The organism is Methylobacterium sp. Gmos3, assembly GCF_056430985.1.
Map to the genome: position 1 here is coordinate 196,292 of NZ_JBWJYL010000009.1, position 15,043 is coordinate 211,334.

A 15,043-nucleotide genomic window follows, 5' to 3' on the forward strand; every position below is an offset into this window, starting at 1 on the left:
TGGAACCGAGCGACGATCGGGACCATCGCGTTCCGCGTTGCTGTCGGACGGTGGCGGTGCAGACTTCCAAGCGCGCGAGTGATCAGTTCTTCGCCTGCACGACTGATCGTGGGAAGGCTCTGGCAGCGTGCGCGAAAGGCTGCTCGATTCCTCCTGACCTCCAGCGAGCTCCGTCGTTCAATCCAAGGGTTCTCTTTCGAAGCTCTCTCGGTGGTCTATAAGCGATTGGAATGGCTACGAGCCTAGAGCCGGATCGCAGGCGCCGCGTGGAGGCGCCTATACTCGGCGGGCGTCGTCCCGACCCGCCGCATGAAGGCGCGCCTGAGCGTGTCGACGTCCCGGAAGCCACAGGCGCCCGCGACCTGCTTCAAAGCAACGTCGCCCGTTTCCAGGAGGCGGCGCACCGCCTCGATCCGCACGGTCTCGACGTAAGCCGCCGGAGTCATGCCGGTCTCTGCCCGGAACACGCGCGCGAAGTGACGGGGGCTCATGCCGGTCCGGCTGGCCAGACGCTCGACGCCATGATCCTCAGCGGGATGCGCGGCCACCCAGCGTTGGGCTTCCTGCAACGCCGAGCGGCCAGACGACGCGCTCACGCCGCGACGGCTGAACTGCATCTGGCCGCCGCCGCGTTTGAAGAACATGACGAGTTGCGCCGCCACCCGCCGAGCGATCTCGGCCCCGAGATCCTCTTCCACGAGCGCCAGGCCGAGATCGAGACCGGCCGTGACGCCGGCCGCCGTCCGGAGCGGGCCGTCGAACAGGCAGATGGCGTCCACCTCGACTCGCGCCGCCGGGAAGCGTGCGGCCAGCCTCTCCGCGACCGCCCAGTGCGTCGTCACCCGCCGGCCGTCGAGAAGGCCGGCTTGCCCAAGCAGGAACGCTCCGCTGCAGACCGAGCCATAGCGCCGGCATCGCCTTGCCGCGTCTCGGAACCACGCAAGAAGCTCGGGGGCTACCACCGCCTCATGCATCCGGGGGGCGCCAGCCACGAGGAGCGTGTCGAAAGACGAGCTCGCCTCGGTTGGGGCGATGAGGTCCGGCAGGAGGCGCCGTCCCGAGGAGGTGGTGATCGGGCCCGGTGCCGACCCGATCACGGCGAGGGCATAGACCTCCCGGCCGCACTGGATATTGGCCTCGGCGAAGACGTCGAGCGGGCCGGCGACATCGAGGAGCTGGACGTCCGGCAGGGCAAGGAGGGCGACTGTTCGGGACGTCATGAGAACCGGTGTCCGACGATGCATGCATGTTGGCAGAAATCGTCGGAATACGACGATTGATGCCAATCACCGCGTCTCCTAGCTCCGGAGGACAGATAAAGCAAAGGAGCCCTTCCATGAGGATCGACCAGGACGCCGCCATCCCCGACAGCAAGCTCGCCCGTGCGGTCACGGAGTTCGTCCGTGACACCGAGACCGAGCTGCTCTTCAATCATTCGAGCCGGGTCTACCAGTTCGGCGCCCTCGCCGGCGCGCACCGCGGCCTGGCCTTCGACCGTGAGCTCCTCTACGCCGGCGCCATGTTCCACGACGTCGGCCTGATGCCGGGTCACGGCAGCGCGGCGGAGCGCTTCGAGGTGGACGGAGCCAACGCCGCCCGCGACTTCCTCAAGGCGCTCGGCGTGCCCGAGGCGGACGTCTACACCGTCTGGACCGCCATCGCGCTGCACACCACGCCCGGCATTCCCGTCCACATGCATCCGGTGGTGGCGCTCGTGACGGCCGGCGTCGAGATGGACGTGCTCGGCCTGACATACGGCGAATACACGGACGCCGAGCGCGAGGCGGTCGTGTCAGCCTTTCCCCGTACCCCGGACTTCAAGGAGGACATCATCCAGGCCTTCTACGATGGCATCAAGCACAAGCCGGGCACCACCTTCGGCAACGTCAAGGCCGACGTGATCGCCGACAAGGAGCCGGCCTTCCGCAAGGGCAACTTCTGCAGCGTGATCCGCGCCTCGCGCTGGCCCGGCGGGACGCATGCACCGGGATGCGGCTGCGGCCAGCATGATTGAGCGTCGCCGACCGGCCCCCGGGATGGTGGCCGGCCCCGTCGACCGGTCGAACCCGTGGATGGCCTGCAGGGAGGGGATGACGATGGACGCCAGGACCGCCACGGTCGGGTTCGTCGCCCCCCGGAAATCGCAGCCGCCGGACATCGTCGGACCTGTCGACGGGTTCGTGCGGGCTCCCGGGTGAGGTCAGCCTGAGGGAACGGATCAGACCGCTTCTTCCCCGTGCGCGCTCCCCGCCTCCCGCCCCATGCGGACCATGACCTCCCTTAGCCAGCGATGGGCGGGATCGCGGTCATAGGAAGCGTGCCACAGCATCGAGATGACGATCTCCTCGGTGGGCACCGGCACCGGGCTCGTCGCCAAGCCGAGCTGGGCCGCGAAGGTTGTGGCCAGTTCGTCGGCCATCGTGGCGATCACGGGCGCGGCCTGGACGTGGAACGGCACGGTGGCGAAGCGCGGCGTCGTCGCCGCCAGCCTCCGCGTCCGGCCCAACTTGGCGAGCGCCGTGTCCACCACTCCCGGACCGACGCCGGTCAGGTACGTCAGGATGTGCGGGAACCGGACGAAGTCGTCGAGCGACAGCGGACCGCTCACGCCGAGCAGCCGGGGGTTGAACAGGCTCAGGAAGCCGAAGCGATAGAGCGGCCGGACCTTATGGTGGACTTGGCCCTCGGAGATCATGCCGACGGCCACGTCGATCCTGTCGGCGTCGAGGTCCCCGAGCACGCTGCCGTAATCGAGGCCGACCAGGTGCAGGCGGATGCCGGGCGCCTCGTGCGCGAGGAACGCGAGCAGGCGCGGGATGAGACGCACCTCGACGCTGCCGGGGATGGCGAGCGTGAAGGACCGCTCCACCGTCGCGGGGTCGAAATCGTCCTCCCGGAGGACGATGCCCTGGAACTGGCGCAGGGCGGCTCGGACCGGCTCGACGAGGGCGAGCGAGCGCGGAGTCGGGCGCATGCCGTCAGGCGTCCGGGTCAGGAGCTCATCGCCGAGGAGTTTTCGTAGGCGGGCGAGGCTGCTGCTCATAGCGGATTGCGTGATGCCGACCTTCGCGGCGGCGCGCGTGACGCTGCTCTCGGTGAGGAGCGCATCCAGCGCCACGACCAGGTTCAGGTCGATGCCGGCGAGGTCACGGTGCTTGATCGTCATGGCTCGGCCCGCTCATCATTCCCGACCAGATCCCCGACGGCCCGACGATGCAGGATCCGGCAAGCGGAACCTCAAGGCGTTCCCGACGGGATGAACCGGCTACAGGGCGGGCACAGGCGTACCATCATTCACAGCGTGAATGTTGGCTATCGGTTACATCTGTTTGATGAATACGACTGTGGGCTGCATCTTCTCCTCATCGAACGACGGGTTCCCGTCACGCCGAGAGGATCGAAAGATGACCCACCCTACCATCACCCTCACCGCCGCCCTGACGATGACCGTTGCGGCCCTCCTGCCGGCTACAGGGTCGGAGGCGACCCTTGGCACTGCCGCGTACGGCGCCTTCTCCGTCCCCGCCGTTATCGGCGCGGCCTACCACACGCCGGGTCTCGCGCTGAGCGCCGCCGACGTGCGTGCGCAGGGCGGTCTCCTCGTGCCCGCCCTCACGCGCTGGCAGGAGGCGCGGCCGGCAATCGCCTCCGTCGAGCCCTTCAAGGCGCCCGGCACCATCACCGTCGCCTACCGGAACCGGAACGTGGCAACGGATGCGGCGCAGGTCCTCAAGCAGGGAGGCTTCGCGACCGCGGGCGTCGTCCGGTGGCTGCCCGACGCGCCTGTCACGGTCGAGGCCAACACAGGCACGGTTAAGCTCGGGTCGCTTGAGCCCATGAACTGAGCGGGCAGCCGGACAGGCCAAGGACGGGCAATCGCGGCCTGCGACGCGGGCTGCCCACTCTTCGAAATTCGAAGATGAGATCATGACCGGTCAGCTCACTTCGACCACGATCACGGTCGAGCATGTGGCCCTTTCCTCGACCAAGTCCTTCGAGGCGGTCCGATCCGCTTTGGAGGCTTCGGTGCCCGCCATCGACCCCGATTACGCCAAGCTCCTGAAGGCCGGTGAGGTGGACGAAGCACGCGGTCTCCTCGAACGGCAGGCGCCGCTCTCGATCTTCGGATCCCGGGACCATGGCGACGTGCTGCTTACCGCTGGGTTGGGCCGCAAGGCCATCCAGTACGACATCGGCAACCCGCTGACGGCGGCATCGATCATCCGGCACGACGTTTCGGCCGCCTTGTACGCGCCGATTCGGGTGCTCCTGCGTGAGGACGCCGAGTGTGGTGTCGCGTTCGAGTATGACCGCCCGGCCAGCACGTTCGGTCAGTTCGGGAATCCGGAGGTCGACGCCGTCGCCCGTAAACTGGATGAACTGCTTCGGAGCGTCCTCGCCGCGGTCGCCGAATGACGTCAGGTCCCGCAAGCATCGCGGGTCGGCCCAAGCCTTGCCACGTTGCCGCCTTTGGTTGCGGAGCCGGACGGACGGTCTTCAAGACGGTGGCCGTTATCTGAGTCGGCGAAGGCCGTGATCATCCGCGGCGGGGCGAATGTCTGATTTGGGAGAAGCAAACCCCGTCCGCTGGTGACCGCTTGGGGTCGCGAGCGGAAGGGCCGCTCAAGGTGATTTCGCCACAATCCGCTTCTGGATCGAATGGTCTTAAGAGCGGACGTCGTGTGTCGGCCGCAGACGGAAAGAGGCAGACCTGAGCGCCTCCTTTCAACAACTAGCTCATGACGCCGGTCGCCTCGTGTGACTTGTTGAGCAGCCGGACAAAAAATCTCGAATGATCCGGTCTGAGCCATTCGCGGGCTCATTGACGTTTCGCATTCCAGCCTCTTACCACCGCAATATGCGTGCGCGACCACCTCAATGGGTCAAGAGCCGCGCGATCATCAGCATGGTCGCGCTATACGCGCTGCTGCTCCAATCTTTCCTGGCCTTCGCCGCCCCGGTCATGTGGTCCGACCCGGGCGGAACCGTCCTCTGCGCGGAGCACGGGCCGGGCACGCCCGTCCCCGACCAAGCGGACGCGCAATGTCATGCGTGCTGCATGGCGATCGATATCGGTACCATTGCGCCGCCGAACATCCTCGCCTTATCCGTCCCGTATCCTTTCCCGCAAGTCTCCCGCGTCGCTTGGCGCCCCGAAGCCGACCTCGCCAAGACCGGACCGCCGACCCACGCCCGGAGTGCCCGAGGTCCGCCCGTCGCCTGATCGCACGTCACTCGCGCCGATCAGCCAATGGGATACCGTCATGTCCGATCAATCACCCCGCGGAAGCGCATGGGCGCTGGCCGCCGTATGCCTCGTTGCACCACCCATCACGACCTCCAGCTTCGCCGAAGGCAGCACCGTCACCCTCGAAGAATTGTCGGTCACGAGCCAATCGGCCGGCCCCGCCACGCCACCTCCGGTCGCGGGACAGACGCCGGTCTCGACCAGCATCGTCCCCTCCGGCCCCGGCGCCCCGCCCATCGTGCGCCGGTTCCAGCTGCCGCAAACCAGCGCGAGCGTCACGCGCGAACAGATCGACGAGACAGTCAACGTCGTCGATACCGAGGACGCCATCAAATACTTCCCCAGCCTCTTCGTCCGGAAGCGGAACGAGGGCGACACCCAGCCCGTCATCGAGACGCGCACCTGGGGCGTGAATTCCAGCGCCCGCACCCTCGTCTACGCCGACGACGTGCTGATCTCGGCGCTCATCGCCAACAACAACACCATCGGAGCGCCACGCTGGGGCATCGTCGCGCCCGAGGAGATCAAGCGCATCGATTTCCTATACGGGCCGTACTCGGCCGCCTTCCCGGGCAATTCCATCGGCGGCGTCCTGCAGATCACCACCCGGATGCCGGACCATTTCGAGGCGACGCTCAAACAGACCGGAGCTGTTCAGACCTCGCAGTACTACCGAACGGATCGCAGCTACGAGACGAACAAGACCAGCGCCACGTTCGGCGACCGGATCGAGGATTTTTCCTGGTTCCTGAGCGCCGATTACCTCAATACCTTCACGCAGCCGCTGACCTTCGTGACGAACGGGAGCGCCCCGGCGGGCACCCTCGGCACCATCCCGGCGCTCAACAAGATCGGGCAGGTCGCCAACGTCGTCGGCGCGGGAGGGCTGCTCCATTCGGAACAGGCCAACGCCAAGCTCAAGCTCGCCTTCGACATCACGCCGTGGCTGACCGCGACCTACACGTTCGGCTACTGGTCGAACGCGGTGAATTCATCGGTCCAGAGCTACCTGACCAATGCGGCCGGCGTGCCCACCTTCGGGAATGTCTCGTCCTTCGCCCAGAACCGCTACACGCTGGACGAGCAGCACATGGCCAACGCCCTGTCGATCAAGACCGACACGCATGGCGATTTCGACTGGGAGGTGGTTGCCTCGAACTACTACTTCCTCACCGACGCGCAGCGGAACCCCTACGGCGTCACGCCGGGTTACGGCTTCACCTCGTTCGGCAAGGTGCTCCGCTACGACGGCACCAACTGGACCAACGTCGACCTGCGCGGCATCTGGCGGCCGTTCGGCATCGAGGGCCCGCACGAGATCAGCTTCGGCGCTCATGGCGACCAGTACCGCCTCGACAACCCGACCTACGGGACGTCCAATTGGCTCGACCGTTCCAATCAGTTGCCGACGGAGTACACCAATAGCCGCGGCACGACCGAGACAGGCGCCCTGTGGGTGCAGGACGCGTGGCACTTCGCGCCGGCCTGGACGCTGACCACCGGTGCGCGCCTGGAGAGCTGGCAGGCCACCGACGGCTTCAACCTGACCACGACCGCCAACACCGCCACGGAAGCGGTCACGTCGACGACCCAGATCCGCCAGCCGAACCTGTCCTCGACGCACGTCTCGCCGAAGGCCACGCTGGCCTGGGTGCCGGAGCCCGGATGGGCGGTGAAGGCGTCCTTCGGCGAGTCCTACCGCTTCCCGACCGTGACGGAACTCTACCAGCTCGTTCAAACCGGGCCGATCTTCACCAACCCGAACCCCAACCTGCGGCCCGAGCACGATTACAGCGGTGAGCTGGCCGTGGAGCACCAGTGGGACACCAACCGCGTGCGGGTCTCGTTCTTCCAGGAGAACACCTACGACGCGCTGATCTCGCAGACCAACTTCGTCACCGGCACCGTGCCGACGACCTTCACCACCAACATCGATGCGATCCGCAACCGCGGCGTGGAGGTCGAGGCCGGGCGCACGGGGTTCCTGATCGATCGCCTCGATCTTACCGGCAGCGTCACCTATGTCGACTCGCGCATCCTGAAGGACACGGCCTTCGCGAGCACCACGGGAACGACGGCGCGCGGCAAGCGCGTCCCCTACGTGCCCGATTGGCGCGCGACGCTGGTGGCGACCTACCACATCGACCCGAACTGGTCTTTGACGGTGGCGGCGCGCTACAGCGGCAAGCAGTACTCGACCTTGGACAACACCGATGTCGTGTCGCACGTTTTCGGCGCGTTCGACAGCTTCTTCGTGGTCGATACGCGCATGCAGTACAAGATCGACGATCGTGTCGCGATCAGCTTTGGCATCGACAACATCGGCAACGAGAAATACTTTCTCTATCATCCATTTCCGGGACGCACCTTCATCGCCGATGCTCGCGTGAGCTTCTGATCGTTGGCGGACGCTCACTTCACATCGAGCGTCCGCTTTCGGGATGTCGTGGTGGACTGTAAAGTGACCCCGTTGGGTTGAAGGTGGAATGGCTGCTCAGGGTGGATTTCCGCTGCTCCGCTGTTGCGCAGAAATGAGTTGGAGCGGACGTCGCAACCGCATCATCAGAGTCGTGGATATCGATCCGTGGGCGCTCAGTCGTTCACCCCGACAGCGCGGCTTGGCGGCGCGTTTCGGTGGGCGAATGGCCATACTCGCGGCGGTAGCGCTGCGAGAAGTCGCTCAGATGCACGAAGCCGTGTTGCCGCGCGATGTCGGCGATCGACCAATTCGCCTTCGCGCTCGAGAGCAAATCATCGCGCGCTCGTGACAGTCGACGCTCAATGATGAACTGAACGGGTGTGCGGCCCAGCTCCCGTTTGAATTTGTTCTGAAGCGAGCGAACACTGGTTCCAGCTGCCGCCGCAATGTCGGCAAGGGTCAAGGAGGTCGACAGGTTTGCCGCGATGTAATCGATGGCGAGCTGAAGATGCCGGGACTGCAGATCGTTCGTTGTCGACACCGTCGCGGCAGCCTGCCTCGGCCAAGCGGACAGCAACTGATAGCTCACAATTTCCTGCAGCAGGGGCAGCATTAGATCGGCATGCCTCTCGGGGTTCGGCAGACGACCTTGGATCAGCCGAATCGTGCTGAAGAGGGCACTCATGCCGGACGCAGCCATGTCGGCGATCGGCTGGAGGGCGGGCAAACCGTGATGGTCCTGCCCGGTGAGGGCGACTTGCGCAGCCACGAGGGCGTCGATGGCGAGCGTTGCACTGACGGTTTTGATCGCGGACGAGGCTTGGACCTCGGAGAGGTCGTCGAACCCCGTCAGGGCGGCAACAGACGGGGTTGCGATCACCTCGCCATGCCGAAGGCGATAGATGATACGGCCGGACATCACGAACCGGAGCGTCAAAAGGCCTGCGGTAAATTTCGGCTTGCTGACAAAGCCGCTTGCCGATGACGTCTCCCAAAAGCTGAGGGCCGCGCTTTGGCTACCGGAAATCTCGATATCTGGCTCGATTGATCGATCGGTGTCAATATAGACTGCGATTCCACCTGTATCGTTAAAATTATCGATCTGGCGTCGTGATGAAATAGCGATCGAAAGGCGCGGCTGTGGGCGCCATATGTTTGAATTTACATGCGACTGATCGACGAGCATTTGCGAGGATCGAACTAAAAGAAAAACCCGGAGGGCGCCGTGTCGCACTGAATTGACCTAAGCTTAGCGGAGTAGCGCCCTTAGAATCAAGTCTTTGAAGGCTAATATGCGGATTCTGGCGATTATGTAAGGATCGCGCATGCACTGTAATTATTGCGAATATTTCTATTTAACCGAATATTAGCAACAGATAAGGGATAACGTGCCTACAAATATCGTTGAGCTCCGCAGAACCTAGTTTTCGCTCTGCCCCGATGGAGAGACACTTGCATGTTCAATTTTCGTTTCGGACGTGACGTCCGCTCCCTTGAGATGCTCGCCGATGCGCAGCCCGTCGCCGAGTTCGGCGCGGATGGACAGTTGCTGACAGCCAACGGCCCCTTTCTTGCGCTCGTCGGCTACGCCGCCAGCGAACTAGACGGATGCCCTCACGGCACCCTCTGCCCCAAGCCCTCCGTTGGCGAAGCGGCCGACCAGCGCCTGTGGGACACGTTGCGGACGGGGACGCCGTGCAGCGGCGAATTCCTGCGCGTCGCCAAAGGCGGTCACGAGGTGTGGATCAAGGCGACCTACGTTCCAATCGTCCATCGCTCCGGCCGCCTGGAGAAAGTCGTCCTTGTCGCAACCGATATCACGGCCCTGAAGCAACAGGCCCTGGATTTGGTCAGTCAAGTGACGGCACTCCACCGGTCGCAGGCGGTGATCTCGTTCGATCTGTCGGGGACCATCCTTGATGCGAATGCCGGCTTTCTGGACTTGATGGGTTATCGGCTGGAGGAGGTGCAGGGTAAGCACCACCGCCTCTTCGTGGACACGGCCGAGCAGGCCGACCAAGCCTATGCCGACTTCTGGGATAGGCTCAGGCGCGGGGAGTTCGTGTCCAATGCGTTCCGCCGCATCGCCAAGGGCGGTCGCGATGTATGGATCCAGGGGTCCTACAACCCGATCCTCGACGCGGACGGCCGGGTGCTCAAGGTCGTGAAGTTCGCCACCGACATCACGGCTCAGATTCAGGAGCGGCAGCGTCGGGTCGAGGCCCAGAAGGTGATCGGGACGGATCTCGATGCGATCGGGGCCGCCGTCGAGGATGTGACGCAGCAAACGGCTGCCGCGGTCGAGACCGCCAGCAAGGTCTCCCAGGAAATACAGTCCGTTGCATCCGGCGCGGAGGAGCTGTCGGCCTCCGTCGGTGAAATCAGCCAGCAGGTCAGCCACGCGGCGCGCATGGCCGGTGAGGCGGTGACCGAGGCCCAGCGCACTGGGGGAATCGTCCAGGGCCTTAGCGGACAGGCTGCGCAGATCGGCGAGGTGGTGACGATGATCCAGGGCATCGCCGCCCAGACCAACCTCCTCGCGCTCAATGCGACCATCGAGGCAGCGCGCGCTGGCGCCGCCGGGAAGGGCTTCGCGGTCGTCGCTTCGGAGGTCAAGGCCCTCGCCGAGCAGACGGCTCGTGCGACCAGCCAGATCCGCGAGCAAATCGTGGCGACACAGGCGGCCACGCGTGAGGCCGTCGATGCGATCGGTTCGATCCAGGCGACGATACAGTCGCTGGATCATGTCTCGGCGACGATCGCGGCCGCGGTAGAGGAGCAATCCGCCGTGACCCGGGAAATGTCGGGGAGCATGCAGATGGCCGCCCAGGGCGTGGCTGCGATTGCTGCCGGAATGAACACCATCGCCCACACGAGCGAGAAGGTTGATGCCGCCACGCGCCAGGTGCGTGATGTCGCCCGCGCGGTGCGCTGATCTCGGATGACGGCGATAGTAACAGCCCGAATAAACTCAAGATTGTCGGTCGATCATAATTGTGCCGCATCGACCAGTCGGTCTTATCAACTTCAAGATAAAACAGATTAGAAGCGAACATTATTTAGTGGACCTGTCATGCTTTTAGTGATGACTGACGACCTTGCGCGCACAAATCGTCTGCTCCGAACTTTCGATGCTGATGAGCAGATACAACTGTGTGATTTCTACGAAGACATGCAGCTGTCTCGCAAGCCGCGAACGATCTTGGTCGATGTCGCACAGTTCGACTCGGCGGCGGTGTCACGCCTGCGCTCCACCCTGAACGAGGTGCGTGGTCCCGAAGTGCCGTTGTTTCTGATCACCAGTGCCAATGCCGCTCGGGCGGAGGCGCTCGCGCGGGTGTTCGGCGCCACCGAGGCGTTTCCAGGCACCGTGCCTCCCAGCCAGGCCTGGGAACTCGCCGTTCAGGTCTACAAACAGGAGGGAGCCTCGCCGAGGGTGCTGGCCCGTCGGCTGGCGGCCGAGGCACGTCAATTTCTGGTCGAAGCTTTCTTCTCGGGTGACGCGATCACGCCGGCCGTCGCGACGACGGGTTCCGATCTCATCGCGCGCGCCGTGAGGGAGAGCGGCATTCGGCATTGGGTCTTTGCGGTCCAGCGTTTCGACAATACCACCCACCAGCATTGTCTCCTGGTGGCCGGATTGGCTGCCGCCTTCGCCACGAATCTCGGTTTCGGCGCCCTGGCAAGCTATCGACTGACTAAGGCCGCCCTGCTGCATGACGTCGGTAAGACACAGATACCGCTTTCGGTTCTTAATAAGCCGAGCTTTCTGACGCCGGCAGAAATGGCTGTTATGCGCACGCATGCGATCAAGGGCTACGATATACTGAAGTATGGCGGCTTTTCCCAAGACACGCTCACGGTCGTTCGGTCCCATCACGAGCTATTGGACGGCTCCGGTTATCCCGATGGCCTGAAGGGCGACGAGATCCCAGATATCGTAAGGCTTATGACAATCTGCGATATCTTCGCGGCATTGATCGAGCGCCGGGTTTATAAAGATCCGATGCCGGCTGAGAGGGCCTACGGTATCCTCGAACGCATGAATGGACGCCTGGATATGGACCTGGTCCGTGTCTTCAAGCCCCTGGCAATGGCGATCGCGTGACCGGGGCAGGCGCGCAGGAGGCGCATCCGGGCTGAACGGCGGCGCAATAGACGTCAGGCCTCTCCGGATGATCCTTCGCGCATGGGTCGGGTTTGACTGCGGTGAAGAAACGGCGGAGGCGGAAAGCGTCATGCTACGGTGGAAGCTTGCGGTCGTGCTCGACATCCCGGCGGCGCTGGCAGCTGCGGGCGCGGCCGGGGCATGGCTAGCTGCGGCGGCGGTCCCGCTTCCCGAGGCCAGTGATCTGACCTCCTACGGTCCAGGGTGGCGCCCGATCGGCGATGTGCTGCTCGATCAAAGCATGTGGAACCGGTGCGGTGCCGCATGCGCCGCCGTCACCTTCAGCCTCCACGCCGTCGCCATCGTTGCGGACCGGGTCGTCCGATGGGGAAAGCCCGCCAATGAGCGAGGCGCTGGCGAGGCCAGCGTACCCCGGTCATCCACTTAACGTCGAGAAAGTCTGACGCGGAGTGAGCTTGTCTGACCGAGCGCAAGATCTGTCTCGACCCTGTCCGTCGTCAGATGATTTGAGCAGGTGCCGGCAGTCACAGGGCTGTCCGGGCGCTCCCCGGCAACGGCTTCCGAGAGAACGCCAGCCGTATCAAGGCCTCAGGCGCCATTCTCCAGGCCGGTAGGCTGTCTGGTTTCCGGCGTCTCATACGCTGGCGGGGATATCACCGCCTGCTTGCGCTGGGGCGCTCGTGATCCGTAGGCGAAACGGCCTTGATCCTATCGACTAGCTTGTGTCGGCAGCAGGCCGATGATCAGGCGCTCGGCCACGCGGGCCGCTAAGGCTTCGATCACCTGGGGGCGAACCTCGCGGTCCACCACACGGTCGATCGTCAGGAGCGTGAACCCGTGAACGAGCGACCATGCGGTGACCACCGCCACCGAGATCTCCTGCTCATCCTCCGGGTCGATCGCGAATGCGCCCGCGCGTGCACCGGCCAGGATCACGCCCCGCAGCACCGCACGGGCCTCGGTCAGGACAGCCAAGACCGTTGGCGGAAGGCCTTCGATGCTGGGCAGGGCTTGACCGAACATCAGCCGGTAGAGCGCGGGGTTTTCCACGCCAAACCCGATGTACGCTTGCCCGATGGCACGCAGTGTCGCGACCGCACCCGTGGCCTCATCGATCGCTGTGGTCATGCAGGTATGCAGCGTCTCGTAACCCGTGAGCGCCACCGCAGCGATCAGCGCCTCCTTATCCTTGAAATGCCGGTAGGACGCCGCATGGCTCACCCCGGCGCGGCGGGCGACCTCGCGCAGCGAGAAGTCCCACCGCCCCGTCTCCGTCAGGATCGCCGTGGCGCTGTCGAGGAGGGCACGGCGCAGATCGCCGTGATGGTACGGGGCTGCTGATGCGACTGTGTTCACGAGAACCTCGTGCGATGTGTTGACGGTGGTAACATTCGGTGTATGTTGCCAATGGTAACACGGTCTCGGCGGGAATGCATCCCAGCCAGTGCGAAGAAGCAGAGGTCATGATCATGCAGCAGATCGTCGAGGATGCTTGGCTCTTGGCGCTGGGCAACGACAACGCCATCCTGCTCCGTCAAGGCGAGGAACTGGCCCTGATCGACGCAGGCTACCCCGGCAAAGAGCAGATCGTCTTCGACGCGATCGATAAGCTCGGTCGGCGTCCCTCAGACCTGAAGCACCTCGTCTTCACGCATGGCCATCCCGATCACATCGGAAGCGCAGCCGCCATCATCCGCGCGACTGGTGCACGGACGTACATGCACGCTGCCGATGCTCCCCTGGCGGAAAGCGGCGGACCGTTCCGGCCGATGGCCCCCGCGCCCGGCCTTGTGCACGCCCTGATGTACAAGCTTGTTTGGGACCAGAACGAGCGCATGCAGCCGTTCGCGATCGACCAGCACATCGCTGACGGTGAGACGCTGCCGATCTTGGGTGGCTTGCACGTGACACACGTACCCGGTCATTGCGCCGGACAGGTCGCGCTGATGTGGCAAAGCGGACGGCTCCTGCTCGGCGGTGATACGTTCATCAACATCCTGGGTGTGAGTGACCCGATCGCGTTCGAAAACGAGGCGGAAGGGCGGGCCAGCCAACGCAAGCTCGCGGCGCTCGACTTCCAAGCCGTCGCGTTCGGGCACGGCAAGGCCATCACGAAGGATGGCCCGGGCAAGCTTCGTCGCTTCGTCGCGCGGCGCTGACAGGCGTGCACAGATCACCGTACGCCATAGGGATGGGGAGCGGGCCTATGACCGCTTTCCGGCCACTCCGATGTCCAGCGGTACGACCTGCTTGGGTCGCAAGGAGGCAGTCCGCTATTCCGATCCGCCCTTTGCCAAACGATCCACGATCACCGCGCAGGTCTACGCATCGTTGCCAGCGCGTCTGTGAGTTGCCCTTCAAACAGTAAAGCCGAGCCATAGTGGAATTCGGGGTCGAACGCGTGCTTGGCATTCATCACCGATGACGCGCTTTGCATCGCGAGCAGCCGCCCGCCTTCATCGAACAGCCCCGATCCAGATCCGCCATAGCCGTCGTTGCAATCGTGGCGGATGCGCCGGATGCCGTCCTCGCCCGGCGGATCGATGCGGCGGACGGTGCAGTGCTCCAGGCTGCTCTCGCCCCGATAGTTCTCGTGGCCTGCGGGGGACACCATGGTCACCGGGAGAGAAACGTCCCCCGTCGGCAGCTCGGGGGGCTGCGGCAGGGGCTGGGGCGGCACATCTGCCGGGGTGGCGAGGCGCAAGATGGCCCAGTCGTCGGTGATGTGCAGGGCCGTGGCGTCCGGGGCTATCCCGAGGTGGAGGCTGTCGGGCACGAAGTCGTAGTTGCGGCCCGCAATCTGGAAATAGCAGTCCGAGACCTGCCGCGTCGTCTCCAGGCGACGGCTGCGGAAGTTGTGGGCATTGAGAACGACGATCGCGGGATCGGCGATCAGCCACGCCGCCGCCGCCCGCCGTGGGACCCCGTCCGGCCGGCGGCACCAGAGGACGCCCGCGCCCTTGTAGCGGTCGAGATCGGCGCCGGTGAGATCGCGTCGTCCGTCCTTCGGATAGAGGGCGGCCAGCCGGGGCTCGCCCTGTGACGCGTGGGAAAGGCCAAGCAGTGCGGCGGCGAGCAGTGGAAGGGTTCGGGTCCACCAGTGCCAAGCTTGCACGCGTCCCATCTCGCCCCCGCCATGACCGCGCCGCCGGTGAAAAGCCCAATGGTTGAGCGTGCGCCACGCCGCCGTCAAGCAGTTCAGACGCATTCCATACTATCCGCGACCTATTGCCGATTTATCCCGCCA

Annotated in this window: 14 protein-coding genes; 9 read left to right on the plus strand and 5 right to left on the minus strand. The window is 64.6% G+C overall.

Annotated features, from left to right (window positions below):
- Positions 1–242 precede the first annotated feature (242 nt).
- On the minus strand, positions 243–1,220 hold the full coding sequence (locus ACS5Q7_RS19955) for a GlxA family transcriptional regulator (RefSeq protein WP_478340999.1): 978 nt from the start codon (positions 1,218–1,220) through the stop codon (positions 243–245).
- A gap of 116 nt (positions 1,221–1,336) precedes the next feature.
- Between ACS5Q7_RS19955 and ACS5Q7_RS19960 the strand changes: the two genes are divergently transcribed.
- Complete coding sequence (locus ACS5Q7_RS19960) at positions 1,337–2,014, plus strand: HD domain-containing protein (RefSeq protein ID WP_478341000.1); 678 nt, start codon at positions 1,337–1,339, stop codon at positions 2,012–2,014.
- A gap of 204 nt (positions 2,015–2,218) precedes the next feature.
- On the opposite strand, the gene ACS5Q7_RS19965 is transcribed toward ACS5Q7_RS19960, so the two are convergent.
- Complete coding sequence (locus ACS5Q7_RS19965) at positions 2,219–3,166, minus strand: LysR family transcriptional regulator (RefSeq protein ID WP_478341001.1); 948 nt, start codon at positions 3,164–3,166, stop codon at positions 2,219–2,221.
- Between the two features lie 238 nt (positions 3,167–3,404).
- On the opposite strand from ACS5Q7_RS19965, the gene ACS5Q7_RS19970 reads away from it, so the two are divergent.
- The 4 genes from ACS5Q7_RS19970 (at position 3,405) to ACS5Q7_RS19985 (ending at position 7,646) form a co-directional block, all read left to right on the plus strand.
- Entirely contained in the window at positions 3,405–3,845 is a 441-nt protein-coding gene (locus ACS5Q7_RS19970) for a hypothetical protein (RefSeq protein WP_478341002.1), read from the plus strand.
- An 82-nt stretch (positions 3,846–3,927) separates the two neighbouring features.
- A complete protein-coding gene (locus tag ACS5Q7_RS19975) occupies positions 3,928–4,416 on the plus strand; it encodes a DUF302 domain-containing protein (protein ID WP_478341003.1) in 489 nt (162 codons plus the stop codon).
- Positions 4,417–4,906: 490 nt separating this feature from the next.
- Positions 4,907–5,224, plus strand: a complete 318-nt coding sequence (locus ACS5Q7_RS19980; RefSeq protein ID WP_478341004.1) for a hypothetical protein — start codon at positions 4,907–4,909, stop codon at positions 5,222–5,224.
- Between the two features lie 40 nt (positions 5,225–5,264).
- Positions 5,265–7,646, plus strand: a complete 2,382-nt coding sequence (locus ACS5Q7_RS19985) for a TonB-dependent receptor (RefSeq protein WP_478341005.1) — start codon at positions 5,265–5,267, stop codon at positions 7,644–7,646.
- Between the two features lie 202 nt (positions 7,647–7,848).
- Here ACS5Q7_RS19985 and ACS5Q7_RS19990 read toward each other — a convergent pair whose 3' ends face one another.
- A complete protein-coding gene (locus tag ACS5Q7_RS19990) occupies positions 7,849–8,853 on the minus strand; it encodes a helix-turn-helix domain-containing protein (RefSeq protein ID WP_478341006.1) in 1,005 nt (334 codons plus the stop codon).
- Positions 8,854–9,123: 270 nt separating this feature from the next.
- Here ACS5Q7_RS19990 and ACS5Q7_RS19995 point away from each other — a divergent pair, with 270 nt between their 5' ends.
- The 3 genes from ACS5Q7_RS19995 to ACS5Q7_RS20005 all read left to right on the plus strand — a co-directional run bounded on the left by ACS5Q7_RS19995 (position 9,124) and on the right by ACS5Q7_RS20005 (position 12,223).
- Positions 9,124–10,602: a methyl-accepting chemotaxis protein gene (locus ACS5Q7_RS19995; RefSeq protein ID WP_478341007.1), complete on the plus strand. Its 1,479-nt coding sequence runs from the start codon at positions 9,124–9,126 to the stop codon at positions 10,600–10,602.
- 150 nt (positions 10,603–10,752) lie between these two features.
- The gene (locus ACS5Q7_RS20000; protein ID WP_478341008.1) at positions 10,753–11,775 is read left to right on the plus strand and encodes an HD-GYP domain-containing protein; all 1,023 of its coding nucleotides are present in this window, start codon (positions 10,753–10,755) and stop codon (positions 11,773–11,775) included.
- Between the two features lie 67 nt (positions 11,776–11,842).
- Positions 11,843–12,223, plus strand: coding sequence for a hypothetical protein (locus tag ACS5Q7_RS20005; RefSeq protein ID WP_478341009.1), 381 nt, complete (start codon positions 11,843–11,845; stop codon positions 12,221–12,223).
- Positions 12,224–12,504: 281 nt separating this feature from the next.
- Here ACS5Q7_RS20005 and ACS5Q7_RS20010 read toward each other — a convergent pair whose 3' ends face one another.
- Positions 12,505–13,152 (minus strand): TetR/AcrR family transcriptional regulator, encoded by a 648-nt coding sequence (locus tag ACS5Q7_RS20010; protein ID WP_478341010.1) that lies wholly within the window; start codon positions 13,150–13,152, stop codon positions 12,505–12,507.
- A gap of 113 nt (positions 13,153–13,265) precedes the next feature.
- Between ACS5Q7_RS20010 and ACS5Q7_RS20015 the strand changes: the two genes are divergently transcribed.
- A complete protein-coding gene (locus ACS5Q7_RS20015) occupies positions 13,266–13,955 on the plus strand; it encodes an MBL fold metallo-hydrolase (RefSeq protein ID WP_478341011.1) in 690 nt (229 codons plus the stop codon).
- Positions 13,956–14,104: 149 nt separating this feature from the next.
- On the opposite strand, the gene ACS5Q7_RS20020 is transcribed toward ACS5Q7_RS20015, so the two are convergent.
- Positions 14,105–15,004, minus strand: a complete 900-nt coding sequence (locus ACS5Q7_RS20020; RefSeq protein WP_478341012.1) for a trypsin-like peptidase domain-containing protein — start codon at positions 15,002–15,004, stop codon at positions 14,105–14,107.
- Between the last annotated feature and the right edge of the window lie 39 nt (positions 15,005–15,043).